The organism is Archangium violaceum (assembly GCF_016859125.1).
Classification (GTDB): domain Bacteria; phylum Myxococcota; class Myxococcia; order Myxococcales; family Myxococcaceae; genus Archangium; species Archangium violaceum_A.
Map to the genome: position 1 here is coordinate 2,635,306 of NZ_CP069338.1, position 16,838 is coordinate 2,652,143.

The window sequence follows — 16,838 nt, forward strand, 5'->3', positions numbered from 1 at the left end:
CGGCGCGACGGCGGCCACGGGACTGATCGGGCCCGGGTGCATCGGATGGACGCGCGAGGAGGCCATCCCGGTCGACTCCTGGCACAAGAGCGTGTGCCGCTTCTGCGGCTCGGGCTGCGAGACGCGGGTGGGCCTGCGCTACGGGAAGGTGGTGAAGGTCGAGGGCCTGCAGGAAGGGTGGAACCGGGGTCGGCTGTGCATCAAGGGCCTGCTCAACCGGGAGATTCTCTACGTCTCGGACCGGGCGCACTACCCCATGGTGCGCAAGAACGGACAGCTCGTGCGCGTCTCCTGGGACGAGGCGCTCGACGCGGCGGCCGCTGGCTTCCGTGAGGCCATCGCCCAGGGCGGGCCGGACGCGGTGGCCTTCTACGGCTCGGGACAGCTCTTCACCCAGGAGAGCTACACCGCCAACAAAGTTGTTCAAGGGCGGCATCGGGACGAACAACGTCGATGGCAACCCTCGCCTGTGCATGGCCTCGGCGGCGTTCGGCTCCAAGTCCGTGTTCGGCGCGGATGAGCCCTCGGGCCGCTACGACGACATCGAGCACGCCACGCGCTTCTTCGTCATCGGCGCCAACATGGCCGAGTGCCACCCGGTCGTCTGGGAGCGCGTGCGCGACCGCCTCCGCACCGCGCCCCAGACACGCGTCATCGTGGTGGACCCGAGGCGCACGCCCACCGCCCGCGACGCCACGCTGCACCTGCAGATAAGGCCCGGCACGGACGTGGCCCTGCTCAACGCCATGACCTACGAGTTGCTGCGCACCGGGCTCGTGGACCCGGCCTTCATCAACGACTTCGTCACCTTCCGCAAGGGCACGGCGGACTCGCCGCCGCTCACCCTGGAGGACTTCCAGAAGCTCCTCGAGGACTACGCGCCGGAGAAGATGGCCAACCTGTGCGGCCTGTCTACGGCGGAGATTCGCGAGGCCGCGCGCCTCTTCGGCATCTCCCAGGCGGCGATGAGCTTCTGGACCATGGGGCTCAACCAGCAGACGCACGGCGTGGCGGCCAACCGGATGATGATGGCATTGCACCTGCTCACCGGGCAGATAGGCCGCCCCGGGACCGGGCCCTTCTCGCTGACGGGCCAGACCAACGCGGGAGGTGGCGTGCGCGACACGGGCTCGCTGTCGCACGCGCTGCCGGCCGGGCGGCTCGTCTCCAAGGAGAAAGACAGACACGAGATGGAGAAGCTGTGGGGCCTGCCCGAGGGCCGCATCTCGCCCAACCCGGGCCTGTCCGCCGTGCCACTCTTCGAGGCCATGCGCGAGGGCAAGGTCCGCGCGGCCCTGGTGATGGCCACCAACCCGGCGCGCTCGCTGCCCAACGCGGACCGATACCGCGTGGGCATGGAGAAGGCCTTCCTCGTCGTCAGCGACTCCATCTTCCCCACCGACACCGCGCAATACGCCGACGTCTTCCTCCCCGCGGCCATGTGGGCGGAGAAGGAGGGCGTCCTCTCGCAGTCCGAGCGCCGCTACCACCTGGTGGAGAAGCTGGTGGAGCCACCGGGCGAGGCTCGCTCGGATCTGGACATCCTCGTGGCGCTCGGCGAGCGGCTCGGCCATGGCGAGTTGCTGAAGGCACGCACGCCCGAGGCCGTCTGGGACGAGTGGCGGATGATTTCGGCCGACACCCCCTATGACTTCCGCGGCATGACCTACGCGAGGTTGAAGGAGCTTCCGGGCCTCACCTGGCCCTGCCCCACCGAGCAGCACCCGGGCACCTGCCACCGCTACGTGCCAGGAGAGGATCCGCTGGCGAAGAAGGAGGGGCGCATCGACTTCTACGCCCGGCCGGACGGACGCGCCATCGTCTACCTCTCCGAACAGGGCCCCTTCCGGGAGAGCCTCACGAGCGACTACCCGATGACGCTGACCACCGGGCGCCGGTTGGAGCACTGGCACACCGCCACCCTCACGGGACGGATTCCCCAGCTCCAGGGCATCGACATCGACTATCTCGAAATCCACCCCGGCGACGCGGCGGTGATGGGCGTGAAGGAGGGGGACATGGTGCAGGTGACGAGCGCGCGCGGCTCGGTGCGACTCAAGGCGTTGCCCAGCATGCGGGTGAGGCCCGGCGTGGTGTTCGCGCTCATGCACTCGATGGAGCACCTGGTGAACGCGGCGACGAGCGACTACCAGGACCCCACCTCCGCGCAGCCCGAGTACAAGCTGGCCGCGGTGGGCGTGGAGCGCGTGAAGGAGGGCACGTGATGAGACTCGGACCCCTGCTGGCGATGGCCGCTCCCGAGCCTCCTCACGGTGCCACCCTGGGCGGCACCCTGGAGGTGGTCGCGCTGCTGTGCATTGGCGTGGCCGTGCTGGGGCTGCTGCTGGTGGAGTTCGTCTTCAAGTCGAGCATGGCGCGCTCCACGTACCGGTGGACGCTGCTGCTGGGACTCTTCGTGCTGCCGGGCGTGGCGCTGCTGGGCACCACGGGGCACATGTTCGAGTCGATGAAGACAGTGGAAGCCTGTCAGTCCTGCCACGTGATGGACCCCTTCGTGGGGGACATGCACAACGCCCAGAGCGCCACGCTGGCGGCGCGGCACTACCGCTCGGGCGCCATCCCCGCCAAGCAGTGCTATGCGTGCCACACGGGCTACGGCATCTTCGGCACCGTGGAGTCCAAGCGCGACGGACTCCGCCACTGGCTGCTGTACGTGACGGACACGTGGAAGGAACCCATCACCTACAAGGGCACCTACCCCAACGCCAACTGTCTGGCCTGTCACGCCACCTCGCCCACCTTCACCCGGGTGGACAGCCACAAGGCGCTGGGGAAGCAGCTCGCGAATGACGAGATGAACTGCTTCACCTGCCACGGATTGCCGCACCCGGCCCGGCCAACCCGCGCCCCCACCCGCGTCACCGCGAACCCGTGAGACCCGCCATGCACGTGCCCTCGCCCGACAAGCTCATCCGCGCCGCCGTCGTGCTCACCGTGGTGGGCCTGTTGTTGATGCTGCCCATCCTCTTCTCCATCCGCGCCAGCTTCGTGGGCTGCTACATGCTGGGCAGCCTGCTGCTCGGGGTGTCCATCACGCTGTACGTGGTGGCCGTGGTGCGCGAGCTGCGCCGCGGCGGCGCGCTGTGAGCCACGAAGTGGCTCTTGAAACCCGAGGGGAGCCCGGCCGCCCGCCGTGCTCGCGACCAGACATGCCGTCGGGTGCCCATGAATCCGTTCGGACCGACGAACGCCTCCATGGAAGACTGTGCCACCATGCGGGGTGTGCTTCGTTCATCGCTCATCGTCCTGATGCTCGTTCTGTCCGCCGTGGCCGGGGAGGTTTCCGCCGCGGAGGAGCACCCGGGCTTCCACGACCGAGTGCCCGATGAGGCCCGTGTGGAGCGGGTCCTCCAGTCCTTGTCCCCGCGCGAGAAGGTGGGGCAGTTGCTGCTCGCCTACCCGCAGGTCGGCAAGCAGAACCCGGTGGAGGTGGGCGGAGTGCTGTTCGTGGGTGGGACGCTGCGCAAGCTCGACGCGGCGAAGGAGCGCATCCGCTCGTCCCGTGAGCGTGCCCGGGTGCCTCCCTTCTTCGCGGTGGACATCGAGGGAGGCGGCTTCAACCGCCTCAGCCGGCACCCCTCGCTCGGAGCGCTCCCGTCCGCGCGGGAGATGGCCTCCCTGGAGGACGCCGAGGTCGAGGCGTGGGGCGTGCGCGTCGGCAAGGCGATGCGCGAGGTGGGGCTCAACATGAACCTCGCGCCCGTGTTCGACGTGTCACCCAGGGGCCACATGTTCCGCAACGGGCGCGCGTTCTCCGGAGACCCCGAGGTGGTGAAGCAGAAAGCCACCGCGTTCGCTCGAGGTCTGGCGAAGGCGGGAGTGGTCTCCATTGGCAAACACTTCCCGGGCTATGGAGATCTCGACGCGGACTCCGACCACGTGCGTGCCATCGCGGACTGGGAGGTGGAGCGCGTGCGGCGGGAAGCAGCGGTGTTCCGCGCCGCGGAGCGGTTCCTCGGAGGCGTGATGATGTCGAACATCGTCTACGAGAAGTTCGGTCCGGCGCCCGCCATCCTCGAGCCCTCGCTCGTCGCCATGGCCCACGAGGGTGGATGGATTTCCGTAACGGATGATGTGGCCATCCGCGCGCTGGCCGAGCACCTCGGCACCGAGCGCGAGGAGGTGGTACGGCGGGCCTTCCTCGCGGGCAATGATCTCATCCTCACCACCGAGCCCCCCGACTGGTCGGGAGGCCTGGACTACTTCGGCATCCTGACGAAGCTGGCCGGGTCGGAGCCGAAGATGGCGGAGCAACTGGACGCGGCGGTCCGACGGGTGCTGCGCATCAAGGACCGGATGGGCCTGCTGGACGGGATGTAGCCGGGATTGTGGCTAGAGTGCCCGTCCCATGCCCCTGAATGCGGACAGGCATCACCCCCACCGAAGCGCATATCGGCGGTTCACGAGCATGCTCCTGGCCAGCATGCTCCTCGGAGCATGCGCCACCCATCCCGCTCGCACTGGCGCTCTTCCTCGCGGCGACCTGCGCCTCGACACGGAGTCCGTCGCTCGCGTGCGCCACGCGGGCCTGCTGGGCACGACGACGACCTCCGCTGCCCCTCTGACCGTGGCTTCCACGCTCGCCCGGGTCGCTCCCGTGCTCCTCGCCGTGCTCGGGAATCATGGGAGGGTGGATGAATTGGAGGAGCGTCTCGAGGAGTGCGCCAGGCAGGCCGAGTATCAGGTCAACTCCTCACTCTTCGGAAACCGTGCACCCACGCGAGAGGAATGCGGCGAGGAACTGGAAGTGGACGGCTGCGGTGAGCCCATCACCCGAGCCATGCTCCTGGGTCGACAGAAGCACGTCATCGCCCTGGCATGCGCTCGCGAGGTTCTCTCGCAGCTCTGGCCCGCCCCCTTCAGCATCGAACAGCGCTACCGCTACTATCGGGCCAGCCGGCTCCTCGAGGCCATCAGCCCGGAGAAGGAGCTACAGATCATCAAACGCGGTTGTACCGACGAACTGAAGGGCACCATCAAGCCCGATATCGTCCTCCACGCCGACTACAATCTCCTCCAGGCCGTGCTCGTCCTCGACTTCAAGTTCCCCTGCCCCCCATCCAACCGCCCAAGGTGGACGGAGTATGGCGCGACGAGCGCCTTTCCCGGCATGAACCAAGGTCAACTCTACAAGGATGCACTGGGTGGCGAGGTTCTGCTCCTCACGCCACGAGGAATCAGATGAGCGAGCGCCTTCCCATCCTCCGAGTGCAGACGAAGTACGGCGATCTGGTGGCGCGCGACGGCATTGTCATCTGCTTCTTCATGCGCCGCTCCCACGGGGAGGTGGCTCACGCCGTCTGGCGAGCCCTGAGGACATATCGCCGCGCCATTCCGTCCCAGGCACTGGGCTGGTACCCCGCTCATAACGGGGACTGGAAACCTCTCGATGACAAGGGCTGGGAGCATATCCGCGAGAAGATGCTCGACTGCCTCTGGCCAGTCCGCTGTGGAATCGAGCTGGCAGAACACTGCGACACGACTGGCGGCTACAACTTCGAATACGAAGGGCGCTGGCTCGACGCAGCGCCTTTCTACAATCAGAACGCGACCTGTGCGGTGAGCTTCACCCTGCCCACCGAGTACCTCGTGGAGCACGGCCCCGCCCACGTGCGCGCCCTCGCGATCGAGCTCGCTCGCGAGCTGCCCTTCAGCTTCGGCTACGCCAGCTTCGCGCTCGTCTCTCCCGACGGGCAGTGGTACGCGGCTCGCCACACGGTGCGCGAACTGCGAGACCGCTATCCAGGTCTGGATATCTACAAGCTCGCGGAGACCAGCAGGCACATCGGTACCCAAGCCCGAGGCGCCTACTGGCTCACCTTCCTCGGCTTGCCGCTGCTGGGCCGACTCGGAGGACTCGAGAACCTGCGGCGGCATCTGTCCTTTCCGGATGTGTCCTTGCAGACCTTGCCACCACTCGAGGGAGAGCGCGTGTTGATCACCCTCGGCGAGTGGCCCGATGCCATCGACACCGCGCAGCAGGAGCGCCCGTCTCCCCAACTCCTCGCGCTCGGCCACCTGCTCAAGCGATCCCTCCACCAGGAGCGTTCGAACTGGTTCCTCTTCCTCGAGCAAGACCCAGAAGACATGCGCCGCTGGATCCGCCGATTCTGTCCCTGAGCCGGACCGCGTGGATCACCGCTTCACCGCGAGGATGTACTCGCGCGCCAATCTCCTCCATGGTGGCCGAGTCCGCTACCGCCAGAAGGATGCACGCCCGACGAGCGAGCGCTGCTCGGTACGTCCGTCTCCCACTGATGAGAGGTGGATGAATCACGGGGGTCGTCTCCTCATCCACCAGAGCTATTCATCCCCCGCGACTATGCCGAACTACTTGTAAGACACTCCCGATCACGCTGGGCACTCGACCCCAGCGCCGTAAGGAGCTGAGCCACTCAACCGCACCACACGCCCCTGCGCGCTGCGCGTAGGCTGTGTGCGCGCTGCACCAGCTTCATCGACTCACCAGCTTCATCGACTTCGACTCACGCTCAGCCATCGCCCTGCTCCTTGAGCGCCAGTTGGTAGAGGGTGCCTGCGGCCAGCTCCACCGCCTTGGAGTGGAAGGAGCGCCACACGACCCAGCTCGTCTGCTCGTACTTCTGCCGGGTGTAGGCACACAGGTCCAAGGCCTCCTGGTAGGCGTCCACCTCCGTGCGCCTCGGCCGTAAACCGCTGATCCTCGTGGCCTCTGAGCGCGTCGCCCATAGACCGCCTCCTACGCCATGGATTGCCGGCCTGGCGCCGCGACGCCGCCCCCGTCCCTCGGGGCCGCGGGGACTGCGGCCGGGGACTGTGTCATCCACGGGGCGAGGGATCCACACCTGTGGACAACATCAGTCATGGTCAGCAGCACGCGCGCTCTGCGGGCAGGTACGTCCGTCCTCCACCAGCGTCTTGAGGTAGGCCACTTCTCCAGGCGAGAGGAGGAGGTGGTGCGGCGGTCGTCTCATCCACCCAACTTACCCATGTTGAAAAACTTGTCGGGCACTCCACGAGAGTGCCCGTCCCATGCCCCTGAATGCGGACAGGCTCCGCTCCCACCGAAGCGCGTCCTGGCGGTTCACGAGCATGCTCCTGGCCAGCATGCTCCTCGGAGCCTGCGCCACCCATCCCGCTCGCTCCGGCGCTCATCCTCGCGGCGACCTGCGCCTCGACACGGAGTCCGTCGCCCGCGTGCGCCACGCCAGCGTGTTGGGCACGACGACGACCTCCGCTGCCCCTCTGACCGTGGCTTCCACGCTCGCCCGGGTCGCTCCCGTGCTCCTCGCCGTGCTCGGGAATCATGGGAGGGTGGATGAATTGGAGGAGCGTCTCGAGGAGTGCGCCAGGCAGGCCGAGTATCAGGTCAACTCCTCACTCTTCGGAAACCGTGCACCCACGCGAGAGGAATGCGGCGAGGAACTGGAAGTGGACGGCTGCGGTGAGCCCATCACCCGAGCCATGCTCCTGGGTCGACAGAAGCACGTCATCGCCCTGGCATGCGCTCGCGAGGTTCTCTCGCAGCTCTGGCCCGCCCCCTTCAGCATCGAACAGCGCTACCGCTACTATCGGGCCAGCCGGTTCATCGAGACCATCAGCCGCGAGGAGGAGCAGCGCCTCATCGACCAGGGCTGTACCCGCGAGCTGTGGCGCACCATCAAGCCCGATATCGTGCTCCACAAGGACTACAATCTCCTCCGGGCCGTGCTCATCCTCGACTTCAAGTTTCCTTGTCCTCCCACCAACCCCGCGCAGTGGAAGCAGTACGGAAGAACGAGCGCCTATTCCGGCTTGAATCAAGGTGAAGTCTACAAGGAAGCGCTGGGTGGAGAGGTCTTCCTCCTCACGCCATGAGGACGATTCCGATGAAGGAACGCATCCCCGTCATCCGGGTACGGACGGACAATGGTTTCCTGGTGGCCCGTGACGGCATCATTCTTTGTTTTTTCATGCGCCGCTCGCACGCAGAAGTGGCTCCAGCCGTGTGGAGGGCTCTGCACACCTATCTTCATGCCATTCCTCCCCAGACCTTGAACTGGTACGTCGCAGCCGAAGGGGGCACCCTGCCTCTCGACGAGGAGTGGGAACACATCCGTGAGGACATGCTCGAACGTCCCTGCCCGGTCTCCCGCAGCGTCTATCTGCAGGAGCACCGCGATGAGTCGGGCGGCTACAACTTCGAATACTACGGCCGTCGGCTCGACGCCCCGCTGTTCGCCCGCGATGAGGACTCCACCTGTGCCGTGAGTTTTACTCTACCCACCGAGTACCTGACGGAGCACGGCCCCGCACGAGTTCGTGCCCTCGCCCTCGAGCTCGCTCGCGAGCTGCCCTTCAGCTTCGGCTACGCCAGCCTCGCCCTCATCGCTCCCAACACGGGGTGGTACGCAGCTCGCCGTACGGTTCGTGAACTGCGCGACCGCTATCCAGGCCTGGATATCTATAACCTCGAGCAGACCAGCCGGGTCCTCGGAACCCGCGCGCGCGGCGTCTACTGGCTCACCTTCCTCGGTCAGCCCCTGCTGGGCCAGCTCGGAGGTCTCGAGAGTTTGCGGCAGCGGCTCCCCTTCCCAGACATTTCATTCCACCCGCTTGATGACGAACGCGTACTGCTCACTCTCGGAGAGTGGCCAGAAGCCATCGACACCACAAAGGAACGCCCGCCGCCCCTGCTCCCCGCCCTCGCTCGACTGCTCGAGCCTTTCATCTACGACGAAGAGGTCACGGGCTGGTTCCTTCACGACCACAGGGAGGGCATGGAGGACATGCGCCGCTGGATCCGCCGCTTCTGTCCCTGAGCCGGGCCGCGTGGCTCACCGCTTCCGGCGGCGTGTCTCGCGCTCGTAGCTCTTGAGCTTGCGGTAGAGCGTGGTCGCGCCGATGTCCAACTCCTGCGCCGTGCGCGTCCGGTTGCCCCCGTTCCTCGCCAGCACCGCGAGGATGTACTCGCGCTCCAGTTCCTCCAGCGTGCGCACCGCTCCCGTCAGCGAGGGCGCGGGCAGCGCGACCCGGACGTCCTCGGGCAGATCCTCCAGTTCCACGCGAGCCCCCCGCGAGAGCGCCACCACCCGCTCCATCGCGTTGCGCAATTCGCGTACGTTGCCCGGCCAGTCGTGGCGCTGGAGCTGATCCGCTACGTCCGTCCCCAGGCCCGGCGCCGCTCGCCCCATCCTCCGGGCCGCGTCCACCAGGAACACCTGGGCCAGCGGGAGGATGTCCTCGCGCCGCTCGCGCAACGGCGGCACCGTCAGCTCCACCACCCGCAGCCGGTAGTACAGGTCCTTGCGGAAGCGCCCCGCCGCCACCTCCTCGGCCAGAGGCCGGTTCGTCGCCGCCACCACGCGCACGTCGATGGGCCGCGAGTGGTTCTCCCCCACCCGCCGCACCTCGCGCTCCTGCAACGCGCGCAGCAGCTTCGCCTGCATGCCGAGTGGCATCTCGCCAATCTCATCCAGGAAGAGCGTCCCGCCCGCCGCCGCCTCCAACAGCCCCACGCGCTCGTGCGTCGCCCCCGTGAAGGCCCCTCGCGCATGGCCGAACAGCTCCGCCTCCAGCAGCGACTCCGTGAGCGCCGCGCAGCTGATGGCCACCAGCGGCCCCGCCGCACGCGCCGACTCCTCGTGCACCAGCTTCGCCACGCGCTCCTTCCCCGTGCCGCTCTCTCCAATGACGAGCACCGTGGCCTCGCTCCTCGCCGCCCGCCTCGCCAGGTCCACCACCCGCCGCATCCCCGGGCTGCGCGCCACCAGCCCTCCCGGCCCCTCCTGCTCGCCCACCACCTGCTCCAACACCCTCGCCCGCTCGCGCAGCTTGCGCTCCGTGCGTTTGAGCGCGCTCGCCACCTGGTGCAGTGAGGCGTCGAGCACCTCGCCCTGGAAGTACGGCAGGTGCTCCTCGAGCTGGCTCCCCCACTCCTCCAGCGTCCGGCCCGCGAAGTGGCACGCGGCGTCTCCCCTCGCCACGCACCGGTCCTCCAGGACGTAGAGGGGCCGGCCCGCCGCGCGGCTCATGTAGCCACTGGCGAAGCCGCACTGCGTCCAGCATGAGGGCGCCTCCGCCCGGCCCAGGTGCAGCAGGTGCTGCTCCGCCTCGTACGAGTCCTCGACGGTGACGCCCCGGGCTGCCAGGGGATCGCTGTCCTCCAGCCGGATGCGGATGAGCCCCTGCAGGGTGTGGATGAGTCCCCCGGCCGCCCGCCACTCGGCGTCGCTGCTCCACTGGAAGCCGGTGCGCATCGCCTCCGCCATGCGCCAACCGTGGGCGTAGCCGAAGCGCGTCAGCACCGCCCGCGCCCCCGTGAGGCCCAGCATCTCCACCAGTTGCTTGCGCAGCATCCCCATCGCCACCGCGTCCAGGATGAGCGCCCGCTCACCCGCGAAGCGGACCCCCTCCCGCGCGTCCACCTCCAGCAGCATGTCGATGCGCAGGTCCTCGGCTCGCATGGATGACCCTTTCATTTTGAACGAACGGTAGTTCGTTTCGACCGGTGCGCCCATGCACGCGGCCCGCCCCTCCTCGGACGCACAGGGGTGGCGGAACTGGCCCGAGGATTGCTCTGTTCCGGAGCGACCCGGGGAGGCCACGTGAGCAGCGCGAGCCCCCGTGGAGCGGCCAGGAGGACGGGGTGTCGTTCAAACGAGAGACGCTGGAAGACGGCGCGGTGCGGTTGTCGAGCGAGCGGTGCAGCTTCACCTACCAGCGGCCACGCCCGGGGGTGGTGTTCATCCTCATCGTGGGCAATGACAAGGGCGAGTTCGGCACCTCGCCCATGGATGAGCTGCGCGAGGACATCCGCCGCTATGCCCCCGTGGAGCTGTTCTTCGAGATGGATGAGGACACCGGGGCCAACCTGCCCGTGCAGGAGGCCTGGACCGAGTGGTTCAGCACCAACCGCTCGGCCCTCAAGAGCGTGAGCATCCTCACGCACAGCAAGTACATGCACTTCACCGCCGAGGTGGTGAAGCTCTTCTCGCGCACCGGCGAGCTCATCCGCGTCTACCTGGATCCGGAGCCCTTCCAGGAGGCGCTCCAGCGCGCGGCGCCCGGGGCTCAGAAGGCGCAGAAGTAGAGGGACTCGTTGTCGTCCTGGATCAGCTCGGCCTTGTCGCCGCGCCGCACGGCCAGCATGAAGTGGTGCCCCTCGTAGCTGCGGAAGCCGAGCACCACCACCACCGGCCCCGTCTGGCCGAGCCGGTACGCGGCCAGCGGGCGCGGCACGTCCACCTCCTTCTCGTCGTAGAGGTTCAGCGGCGCCTTCTCACTGCCCGCCATGTCTCCCTTGGCGAGCGCCTTGGCCGCGACACGCTTGCCCTTGAGGTACACGGTGAGCTGCCCACGCAGCTTGCCCGTCTTCGTGAGCAGGAAGCCGAGTCCCCCGGCCTCGAAGGCCCGCACCTCCTTGCTCGCCGCCGTCTTGCCCTTGGGGAGCGAGACGCCCAGCGCGCTCGCCGGCACCTCCTTCACCGGCAGCGAGGTGGCCCCCTCGGCGCTCCCGGGCAACACCCAGACGGGGCCCTCGGGCAACGGCTCGGTGGCGCCGAAGCCCGCGAGCGTGGCCGTGTTCTCCTCGCAGCCATAGTGCACGTCCGAGGTGCCCAGGTACGTGCCCTCCCGTACGCCCGCGGTGGACAGGAGCGTCACCTTCGTCCCCTTGGGAACGGAGTTCCAAAGGTCCGAGAAAAGCACGGCCCTCGCGTCCGGGTGCTCGGGAGTCCAGTACTGCTGGTGCTTTTCACCGGGCTTCACCGTCGCGAAACCCAGCCACCCGGGCAGACCCTTCCAGCGAGGCTCCGGCAACGGAGCGGGAGCCTTGTCGGCTCGCGCTGGTGGAGTGTCTTGCGTCTCGGCCCGGGCCAGGCCACCACTCGTGAGCACGCCCAACAGGAGAACCAGGGACACGGAGAAGGAGGAGCGCATGGGACCTGGAAGCCTACCGCGATATGTCCGCGCGACCCGCGCGTTTGGGGGGTCAACGGAGGCATCCCCATGGCGGAACTGGCGTCAGAGGTGCGTGTGGTGGTCGCGCGGTTGAGGAATCTCTTCGTTGACATGGCGCGGCAGGGGGCCTTCAGCAATCCCCTGGACGAGATTCCCCACGCGGAGCTCGAGCCCCGGCAGCTCCAGGCGCTCTGGTGGCTCCACGCCGAGGGGTTCCTCACCGTCAACGCCCTGGCCGAGCGGATGGGCCTGGCCATGCCGCCCATGACGCGACTGTTGGACAGGTTGGAGGAGCTGGGGCTCGTCGCGAGGCACCGCGGCACGCGCGCGGACAAGCGGCACGTCATGGTGCGCCTCACCGAGAAGGGCCGCGTGGCGGGGGACGAGGCCGACGCCGTGGTGCAGGAGCGCCTGGCCGGCCTGCTGCTCCCCCTGGAGGGCGAGCACCGCAGCGAGCTGCTCGACTCGTTGGAGCGCTGGGTGGAGGCGCTCGCACGCGCGCCGGAACCCGCGCCCGCCCCCGCGGGGAGAGACCGGCTCACCGCCGCGTGAAGCCGGCTCAGTGCTTCTCGAGCTCCTCGGGGTGGAAGACACGCGAGGCCACGCGGTCCAGCACCTCGTCACCCCACACGACGCTCGCCTTCCCCAGGCGCTTCATGTCCTGGGCGAAGGCCCTGCCCTCGGGCATCTGGGTGTAGACGCGGCTCAGGAAGAGGCCCCGGTTCTCCCGCTCGTAGTCCACGGTGCCACCGCCCGTGTCCGTGCCCTCGCGCGCCTCGGCCTCGAAGCCCTCCAGCACCCCCGGCTTGGGCGGCTCGCGGAAGCGGTAGACGAGCGCGCTGCACTCGAGCGACTTCGTGTCCTCGTGGTACTCGAAATACAGCTGGGCCCCGCCCACGGCGATGCCACCGAAGCCCTGGGGGTTGAGGCCCGGGCTCAACACCGCCCCCTGGGCGCGCGAGTACCAGCGCACGAGCTCCCGCGCCGCCTCGCGCGTCATGGGGCCCCCGCTCGCGGGCGGAGGTGTGGACAGCGCGAGGCCCACCGCGGACATCAGCCACTGGAGCATGGTGCGGTTCTCCGTCACTTGCCGGCGCGAGCCTGGTCGAAGGGCACGCGCTGCGGAAGGTAGGCATCCCCCAGACCGTGGGTGCCCTGGAGGCCCGAGCCGTGCTCGAAGCGGCGCACCACCGCGCCCTTGCCCGCGTCACGCATCCACTCGTCCAGGCCCTCGCCGTTGCCCTGGCCGAACCACGTGGGCACGATGTCCTTCGTGTTGACGTAGTGCACGTAGTTGGGGCCATCCGGGTAGCGGCCGGCGGCGCCGCCGAAGGTCTCCACGTTCACCCGGCCCAGCAGCTTCTCGACATCGCCCCTGGACATGCCATCCTCGATGCGCAGCCGGTTGGCCACGTCGTTGAGGGCGCGGCTGGTGACGAGGCCGCCCTGGCTGTGCGCCATCAGGTGCACCGAGCGCCCCGCCTTCAGCTCCGCGTAGACGGTGTCCGCCAGCGAGTCCACCGCCGGGTTGTGGCCCTTGTCGAGCTTGTCCTTCACGCACTGGGCGAGGTCGGCGACCATGCCCTCGGTGGCGTTGTGCACGCCGATCACCTTGGCCCCGGTGCGGTCGGCGATCTGCTGCATGCTGCCCAGCTGCTGGTCCTTCGTATTGGAGATGCCGTTGACGTAGACGAACGTCTCGGTGGGGTTGGGGTTGTTGCGCGGGGTGACGCCCGGGACCTGGCTCAGCGGCGTGCCGGGCGGGAACGTCCGCCCTCCGGCGCCCACCAGGTGCCCGTCGTACACGCGGTCTGGCTTCGAGCCCCCGAAGATGCCCCCCAGCGCGCTGAGCCTGCTCGTGGCCTTGTCCTCGAAGCCGTCGACGAACTGGCCCACCCTGCGGCCACCATCGGCCACGGTGTTGGCCACCTGGTCCGCGGTCCGCTGCGCCTTCTCCACGGCCTGCTGCGTGCCGGTGCGCACGGTGTTGAACAGGTTACGGCCGCGCTCGATGGGATTCATGGGGGGGGGCTCCGGCGAAAGGCTCGGGAAATCCGTTGAGGAATTCTCGCGAAATGGGGAGCGCGAGTTGCGTCCCCCCTCGCACCTTCGCTTAACGCGGGAAGTCATGAACGGCGGAGACGCGAGGCGGGTGCCTCGGATCCAGGCCGAGCTTCTGGCGCAGTTGCCCCCGGGCCACGCCCAGCCCGCCCCGGGCCAGCGCGGAGAGCCACGCACCGCCGGTGGTCTCCGTGATGAAGTTGCGCATGCGGCGCGAGTCCTGGAACACGGGCGTCAGCGTGGCGGGGTCGTTGAAGTTCTCGGCGAAGGCGTCGGCCAGTTGCTGCACCGCGCTCCGGTTGCCCTCGCGGCCATCACTGCCGTACTGCGCCATGAACAGCTCGCGCGCGGAGGGGGTGAGGGGCTCCAGGAGGATGTTGTTGAAGGTGTACGTCGGGTGCCCGTGCCGCGCGTAGAAGCGCTCGAAGGTGGCGCTCATCCACGCCGCGTCGAAGGGCCGGTCCCCGTGCTCGGCCACGCACTCGAGCAGCGTGCGCACCTGCTTGCTCCCGCTGTTGGCCCCCTGTCCGCCGATGGGGTCCAACGACGTCACCGTGTCGCCCAGCCCCATCACCTCGCGCCCCGAGGGCAGCCGCCCCACGGGCCGGCGCACCGTGGGCGTCACCGTGCCCATCAGCCACCCGTGAGGATCCGACAGCTCGGCGTCCCGGAACCAGTCCGCGTCCCAGGGGATGAGCTCGCGGAACAGCCCCTTCGCGAGCTCCACCGCCTGCTCACCGCTCCGGACCTCGCGGAAGCGGTCCAGCGGCCCACCCGGCTTCGCCTCCACGAGCACGTTCCAGCTCGGGCCCACGTCCTTGTGGAAGTAGGGCATGTAGAAGACCTCGCCCGCCCCGGGGAAGACGTTGAACTTCACCGGGACGATGGGCAGGTCGTCGAAGCGCATCCTCGGGCCCTTGATGCACAGCAACGTGAGCTGGCGCTGGGGCGCGTCGTAGACGCTGCGAGCCGCGTCACGCTCGAACAGCCGGCACAGCTCCGCGCGGCCCGCCGCCACCAGGGTGAGCTCGTGCGCGGCGGAGATCTCCTCCAGGCGCGCCACCGTCACGGACTCGAGCTCGATGCGCCCGCCGCGCTCCACCAGGTCCCTCATCCACCGGTGGCTCTGCAGCCGCACGTCGACGGCCTGGAAGGGGCGGCGCATGCGGCCCGTCAGCGTGAGCAGGCGGTTGCGCGGCTCGGGACAGACGAGGAGGTGTGCCCCCTGGGCCCAGGGCACCTGGTCATCCCAGTGATTGAGGCCGAGCTCGCGCTCCAATTGCAGGGACAGGTCGAAGCGCGCCGCCGTCCCCGTGGGCCGGACCTGGAGCCACTGCTCGGGCGTCTTGTCCGAATAGAGCGTTACCTGGTGGCCCGCCTTGCGCAGGCCGTGCGCGGCCAGAAGTCCGATGATCCCCGAGCCGATGATTCCGATGTTCCGCATGTCTCCCCCTCGATCGGGCGCAGTCACGACGGGGGGAGTCCATCAGGTGCAGGGGGTGATGTCACGCGCACGGCTCGCTCGGGTCTGGCCGGACCTGGAGTGCCCCCCTCCCTCCCCAGGACGCTCAGACAGGTACTCACTCATCAGGGAGTTCCAGAGTCAGATCAATTTGACCGTTCCTTGCCTGTTGTACGGCACGCATCCACTCGTTCCAGACACCGGGCTCCGCAGGCGTACCGTCTTCGAGCAACGACATGCTGCCCAAAAAGCCGCCCAGATCATTCGAGCCTGTCATGTCGTAGAGCCTTTCAAGGTAGGCGTACATCGCCACGTATGCCTCCTTGATCGTGATTTTGTCTTCCATGCGGCGCCTCAACGTCAGTTTCCGAATTCGGCGTCGAACGCGGCTATTGCGTCCTCAATGGAAGCAAACGGTCTCGAGCGTTCTTCAGGAGCCACCTCACAGAACAGCTCCCAAAGCTGTCGCTCATGATGCCGCATGTGTTCCGGGACTGCCGGCAACATGAGCCTGTCGGCGCTTTGGACGACAAGACCTTGCTCAGGAATCAGTTCGAAGCATCGATAGACCACGGCCTCTTTGTCACTGATCCGCCGGCACACATTGATCAGCCCTCTAGATTCGCGACTGCGTATTTGCTCATGGACTCCTGAACTGCGTGACGATCTGGCCATCCTTGCTCGTGATCACGACCCTGTCGCCAGATACGTGCACGGTGTTTCCCATTTCAGAATCGGTGAACGTTCGCACGTCCAGGTCGGGCTCCAGAGGAGGGCCCGGGGCTGGCCGCTGGTAGCTGGCTGAGAGGGGCAGAAGTGGAGCATAGCGTCCGAGGCGCCAAGCCGTTCTCCTCGGCGTGGTGAACCCGGAGCCGAGTGAGTGTCCATGTTCAGGCACGGGGTTCGCTGTTGCTCCGCCCCTCAGAAATCCTGTGGGTCGGTCCACTCAAAGTCTTCATCTCGCCAGTTCTCGCGAGAGCTCAATCTTTCACCCAGTCTCGTGATGAGATCCTGGAGGGCCTCTACTTCTGTCCGTCCGAGCCCTGCCTCCCCATCGGGGGTGCCATTGGCATTTTTTACACACACATTGGCAATCGCGAGGAAGCCCCCGGAGCCTTCTTCGAGAACCTTGATCTTGTATTTGGTCCATGGAATACCGCGCATATCTCGAATCTCGAAGACGTTGACCACCCGCGAAATGCTCGCGGCACCATGCAGGTCGATTGCCCTCCAATCCATCTGATTTCTCCCTTCTTATTTGTCTTACCGAGCCCCGAAAGACAAGATTCACCCATCTGACGCGAGATCAATGTACCGGCCGTTCTTGATATAGCGAATCACACCCTCGGTGGCGCCTTCAACTGGGAGTTTTTGT

The 16,838-nt window shown here is 67.6% G+C and carries 19 protein-coding genes; 11 read left to right on the forward strand and 8 right to left on the reverse strand.

Features of this window, described 5'->3' with window-relative positions; genetic code table 11:
• Nucleotides 1–91: 91 nt before the first annotated feature.
• The 7 genes from JQX13_RS55860 (at nt 92) to JQX13_RS11310 (ending at nt 6,141) form a co-directional block, all read left to right on the forward strand.
• Nucleotides 92–520: a molybdopterin-dependent oxidoreductase gene (locus JQX13_RS55860; protein WP_203409029.1), complete on the forward strand. Its 429-nt coding sequence runs from the start codon at nt 92–94 to the stop codon at nt 518–520.
• Nucleotides 474–2,225 (forward strand): molybdopterin oxidoreductase family protein, encoded by a 1,752-nt coding sequence (locus JQX13_RS55865; protein WP_343211075.1) that lies wholly within the window; start codon nt 474–476, stop codon nt 2,223–2,225. Before JQX13_RS55860 ends, JQX13_RS55865 begins: the two co-directional genes overlap by 47 nt.
• Complete coding sequence (locus tag JQX13_RS11290) at nt 2,225–2,896, forward strand: multiheme c-type cytochrome (RefSeq protein WP_203409031.1); 672 nt, start codon at nt 2,225–2,227, stop codon at nt 2,894–2,896. Before JQX13_RS55865 ends, JQX13_RS11290 begins: the two co-directional genes overlap by 1 nt.
• Nucleotides 2,897–2,904: 8 nt before the next feature.
• Nucleotides 2,905–3,108, forward strand: coding sequence for a hypothetical protein (locus tag JQX13_RS11295; RefSeq protein WP_203409032.1), 204 nt, complete (start codon nt 2,905–2,907; stop codon nt 3,106–3,108).
• Between the two features lie 108 nt (nt 3,109–3,216).
• On the forward strand, nt 3,217–4,341 hold the full coding sequence (locus JQX13_RS11300) for a glycoside hydrolase family 3 N-terminal domain-containing protein (protein ID WP_239014688.1): 1,125 nt from the start codon (nt 3,217–3,219) through the stop codon (nt 4,339–4,341).
• An 88-nt stretch (nt 4,342–4,429) separates the two neighbouring features.
• Nucleotides 4,430–5,206: a hypothetical protein gene (locus JQX13_RS11305; protein ID WP_239014689.1), complete on the forward strand. Its 777-nt coding sequence runs from the start codon at nt 4,430–4,432 to the stop codon at nt 5,204–5,206.
• Complete coding sequence (locus JQX13_RS11310; protein ID WP_239014690.1) at nt 5,203–6,141, forward strand: type VI immunity family protein; 939 nt, start codon at nt 5,203–5,205, stop codon at nt 6,139–6,141. Before JQX13_RS11305 ends, JQX13_RS11310 begins: the two co-directional genes overlap by 4 nt.
• A 371-nt stretch (nt 6,142–6,512) precedes the next feature.
• Here the strand turns inward: JQX13_RS11310 and JQX13_RS11315 are convergent, their stop codons facing one another.
• Nucleotides 6,513–6,671, reverse strand: a complete 159-nt coding sequence (locus JQX13_RS11315; RefSeq protein WP_203409034.1) for a hypothetical protein — start codon at nt 6,669–6,671, stop codon at nt 6,513–6,515.
• A gap of 421 nt (nt 6,672–7,092) precedes the next feature.
• Between JQX13_RS11315 and JQX13_RS11320 the strand changes: the two genes are divergently transcribed.
• Nucleotides 7,093–7,857, forward strand: a complete 765-nt coding sequence (locus JQX13_RS11320) for a hypothetical protein (RefSeq protein WP_203409035.1) — start codon at nt 7,093–7,095, stop codon at nt 7,855–7,857.
• 11 nt (nt 7,858–7,868) lie between these two features.
• Entirely contained in the window at nt 7,869–8,801 is a 933-nt protein-coding gene (locus tag JQX13_RS11325) for a type VI immunity family protein (protein ID WP_239014691.1), read from the forward strand.
• A 15-nt stretch (nt 8,802–8,816) separates the two neighbouring features.
• Here JQX13_RS11325 and JQX13_RS11330 read toward each other — a convergent pair whose 3' ends face one another.
• Nucleotides 8,817–10,445 carry a sigma-54-dependent Fis family transcriptional regulator gene (locus JQX13_RS11330; protein ID WP_203409036.1) on the reverse strand — a complete coding sequence of 543 codons (1,629 nt, stop codon included), beginning with the start codon at nt 10,443–10,445 and terminating at the stop codon, nt 8,817–8,819.
• A 182-nt stretch (nt 10,446–10,627) separates the two neighbouring features.
• Here JQX13_RS11330 and JQX13_RS11335 point away from each other — a divergent pair, with 182 nt between their 5' ends.
• Nucleotides 10,628–11,071, forward strand: a complete 444-nt coding sequence (locus JQX13_RS11335) for an STAS/SEC14 domain-containing protein (protein WP_203409037.1) — start codon at nt 10,628–10,630, stop codon at nt 11,069–11,071.
• Here JQX13_RS11335 and JQX13_RS11340 read toward each other — a convergent pair.
• The gene (locus JQX13_RS11340; RefSeq protein ID WP_203409038.1) at nt 11,053–11,919 is read right to left on the reverse strand and encodes a hypothetical protein; all 867 of its coding nucleotides are present in this window, start codon (nt 11,917–11,919) and stop codon (nt 11,053–11,055) included. The genes JQX13_RS11335 and JQX13_RS11340 overlap by 19 nt on opposite strands.
• 69 nt (nt 11,920–11,988) lie before the next feature.
• Between JQX13_RS11340 and JQX13_RS11345 the strand changes: the two genes are divergently transcribed.
• Nucleotides 11,989–12,492 (forward strand): MarR family winged helix-turn-helix transcriptional regulator, encoded by a 504-nt coding sequence (locus JQX13_RS11345; RefSeq protein ID WP_203409039.1) that lies wholly within the window; start codon nt 11,989–11,991, stop codon nt 12,490–12,492.
• 7 nt (nt 12,493–12,499) lie between these two features.
• Here the strand turns inward: JQX13_RS11345 and JQX13_RS11350 are convergent, their stop codons facing one another.
• The 5 genes from JQX13_RS11350 to JQX13_RS11370 all read right to left on the reverse strand — a co-directional run bounded on the left by JQX13_RS11350 (nt 12,500) and on the right by JQX13_RS11370 (nt 16,702).
• The gene (locus JQX13_RS11350; RefSeq protein ID WP_203411986.1) at nt 12,500–12,940 is read right to left on the reverse strand and encodes a hypothetical protein; all 441 of its coding nucleotides are present in this window, start codon (nt 12,938–12,940) and stop codon (nt 12,500–12,502) included.
• Between the two features lie 83 nt (nt 12,941–13,023).
• Nucleotides 13,024–13,962 carry a hypothetical protein gene (locus JQX13_RS11355; RefSeq protein WP_203409040.1) on the reverse strand — a complete coding sequence of 313 codons (939 nt, stop codon included), beginning with the start codon at nt 13,960–13,962 and terminating at the stop codon, nt 13,024–13,026.
• Between the two features lie 91 nt (nt 13,963–14,053).
• On the reverse strand, nt 14,054–15,445 hold the full coding sequence (locus tag JQX13_RS11360) for a styrene monooxygenase/indole monooxygenase family protein (protein WP_203409041.1): 1,392 nt from the start codon (nt 15,443–15,445) through the stop codon (nt 14,054–14,056).
• A 136-nt stretch (nt 15,446–15,581) separates the two neighbouring features.
• Nucleotides 15,582–15,809 (reverse strand): hypothetical protein, encoded by a 228-nt coding sequence (locus tag JQX13_RS11365; protein ID WP_203409042.1) that lies wholly within the window; start codon nt 15,807–15,809, stop codon nt 15,582–15,584.
• Between the two features lie 575 nt (nt 15,810–16,384).
• A complete protein-coding gene (locus tag JQX13_RS11370) occupies nt 16,385–16,702 on the reverse strand; it encodes a hypothetical protein (protein ID WP_203409043.1) in 318 nt (105 codons plus the stop codon).
• Nucleotides 16,703–16,838 lie beyond the last annotated feature (136 nt).

Excerpts from the sequence above, each read along its gene's own strand:
- JQX13_RS55865 (WP_343211075.1), top strand. The coding sequence starts at position 474 with ATGGCCTCGGCGGCGTTCGGCTCCAAGTCCGTGTTCGGCGCGGATGAG.
- JQX13_RS11290 (WP_203409031.1), top strand. The coding sequence starts at position 2,225 with ATGAGACTCGGACCCCTGCTGGCGATGGCCGCTCCCGAGCCTCCTCAC.
- JQX13_RS11295 (WP_203409032.1), top strand. The coding sequence starts at position 2,905 with ATGCACGTGCCCTCGCCCGACAAGCTCATCCGCGCCGCCGTCGTGCTC.
- JQX13_RS11300 (WP_239014688.1), top strand. The coding sequence starts at position 3,217 with ATGGAAGACTGTGCCACCATGCGGGGTGTGCTTCGTTCATCGCTCATC.
- JQX13_RS11305 (WP_239014689.1), top strand. The coding sequence starts at position 4,430 with ATGCTCCTGGCCAGCATGCTCCTCGGAGCATGCGCCACCCATCCCGCT.
- JQX13_RS11310 (WP_239014690.1), top strand. The coding sequence starts at position 5,203 with ATGAGCGAGCGCCTTCCCATCCTCCGAGTGCAGACGAAGTACGGCGAT.
- JQX13_RS11320 (WP_203409035.1), top strand. The coding sequence starts at position 7,093 with ATGCTCCTGGCCAGCATGCTCCTCGGAGCCTGCGCCACCCATCCCGCT.
- JQX13_RS11325 (WP_239014691.1), top strand. The coding sequence starts at position 7,869 with ATGAAGGAACGCATCCCCGTCATCCGGGTACGGACGGACAATGGTTTC.
- JQX13_RS11330 (WP_203409036.1), bottom strand. The coding sequence starts at position 10,445 with ATGCGAGCCGAGGACCTGCGCATCGACATGCTGCTGGAGGTGGACGCG.
- JQX13_RS11340 (WP_203409038.1), bottom strand. The coding sequence starts at position 11,919 with ATGCGCTCCTCCTTCTCCGTGTCCCTGGTTCTCCTGTTGGGCGTGCTC.
- JQX13_RS11345 (WP_203409039.1), top strand. The coding sequence starts at position 11,989 with ATGGCGGAACTGGCGTCAGAGGTGCGTGTGGTGGTCGCGCGGTTGAGG.
- JQX13_RS11350 (WP_203411986.1), bottom strand. The coding sequence starts at position 12,940 with ATGACGCGCGAGGCGGCGCGGGAGCTCGTGCGCTGGTACTCGCGCGCC.
- JQX13_RS11355 (WP_203409040.1), bottom strand. The coding sequence starts at position 13,962 with ATGAATCCCATCGAGCGCGGCCGTAACCTGTTCAACACCGTGCGCACC.
- JQX13_RS11360 (WP_203409041.1), bottom strand. The coding sequence starts at position 15,445 with ATGCGGAACATCGGAATCATCGGCTCGGGGATCATCGGACTTCTGGCC.
- JQX13_RS11365 (WP_203409042.1), bottom strand. The coding sequence starts at position 15,809 with ATGGAAGACAAAATCACGATCAAGGAGGCATACGTGGCGATGTACGCC.
- JQX13_RS11370 (WP_203409043.1), bottom strand. The coding sequence starts at position 16,702 with ATGGATTGGAGGGCAATCGACCTGCATGGTGCCGCGAGCATTTCGCGG.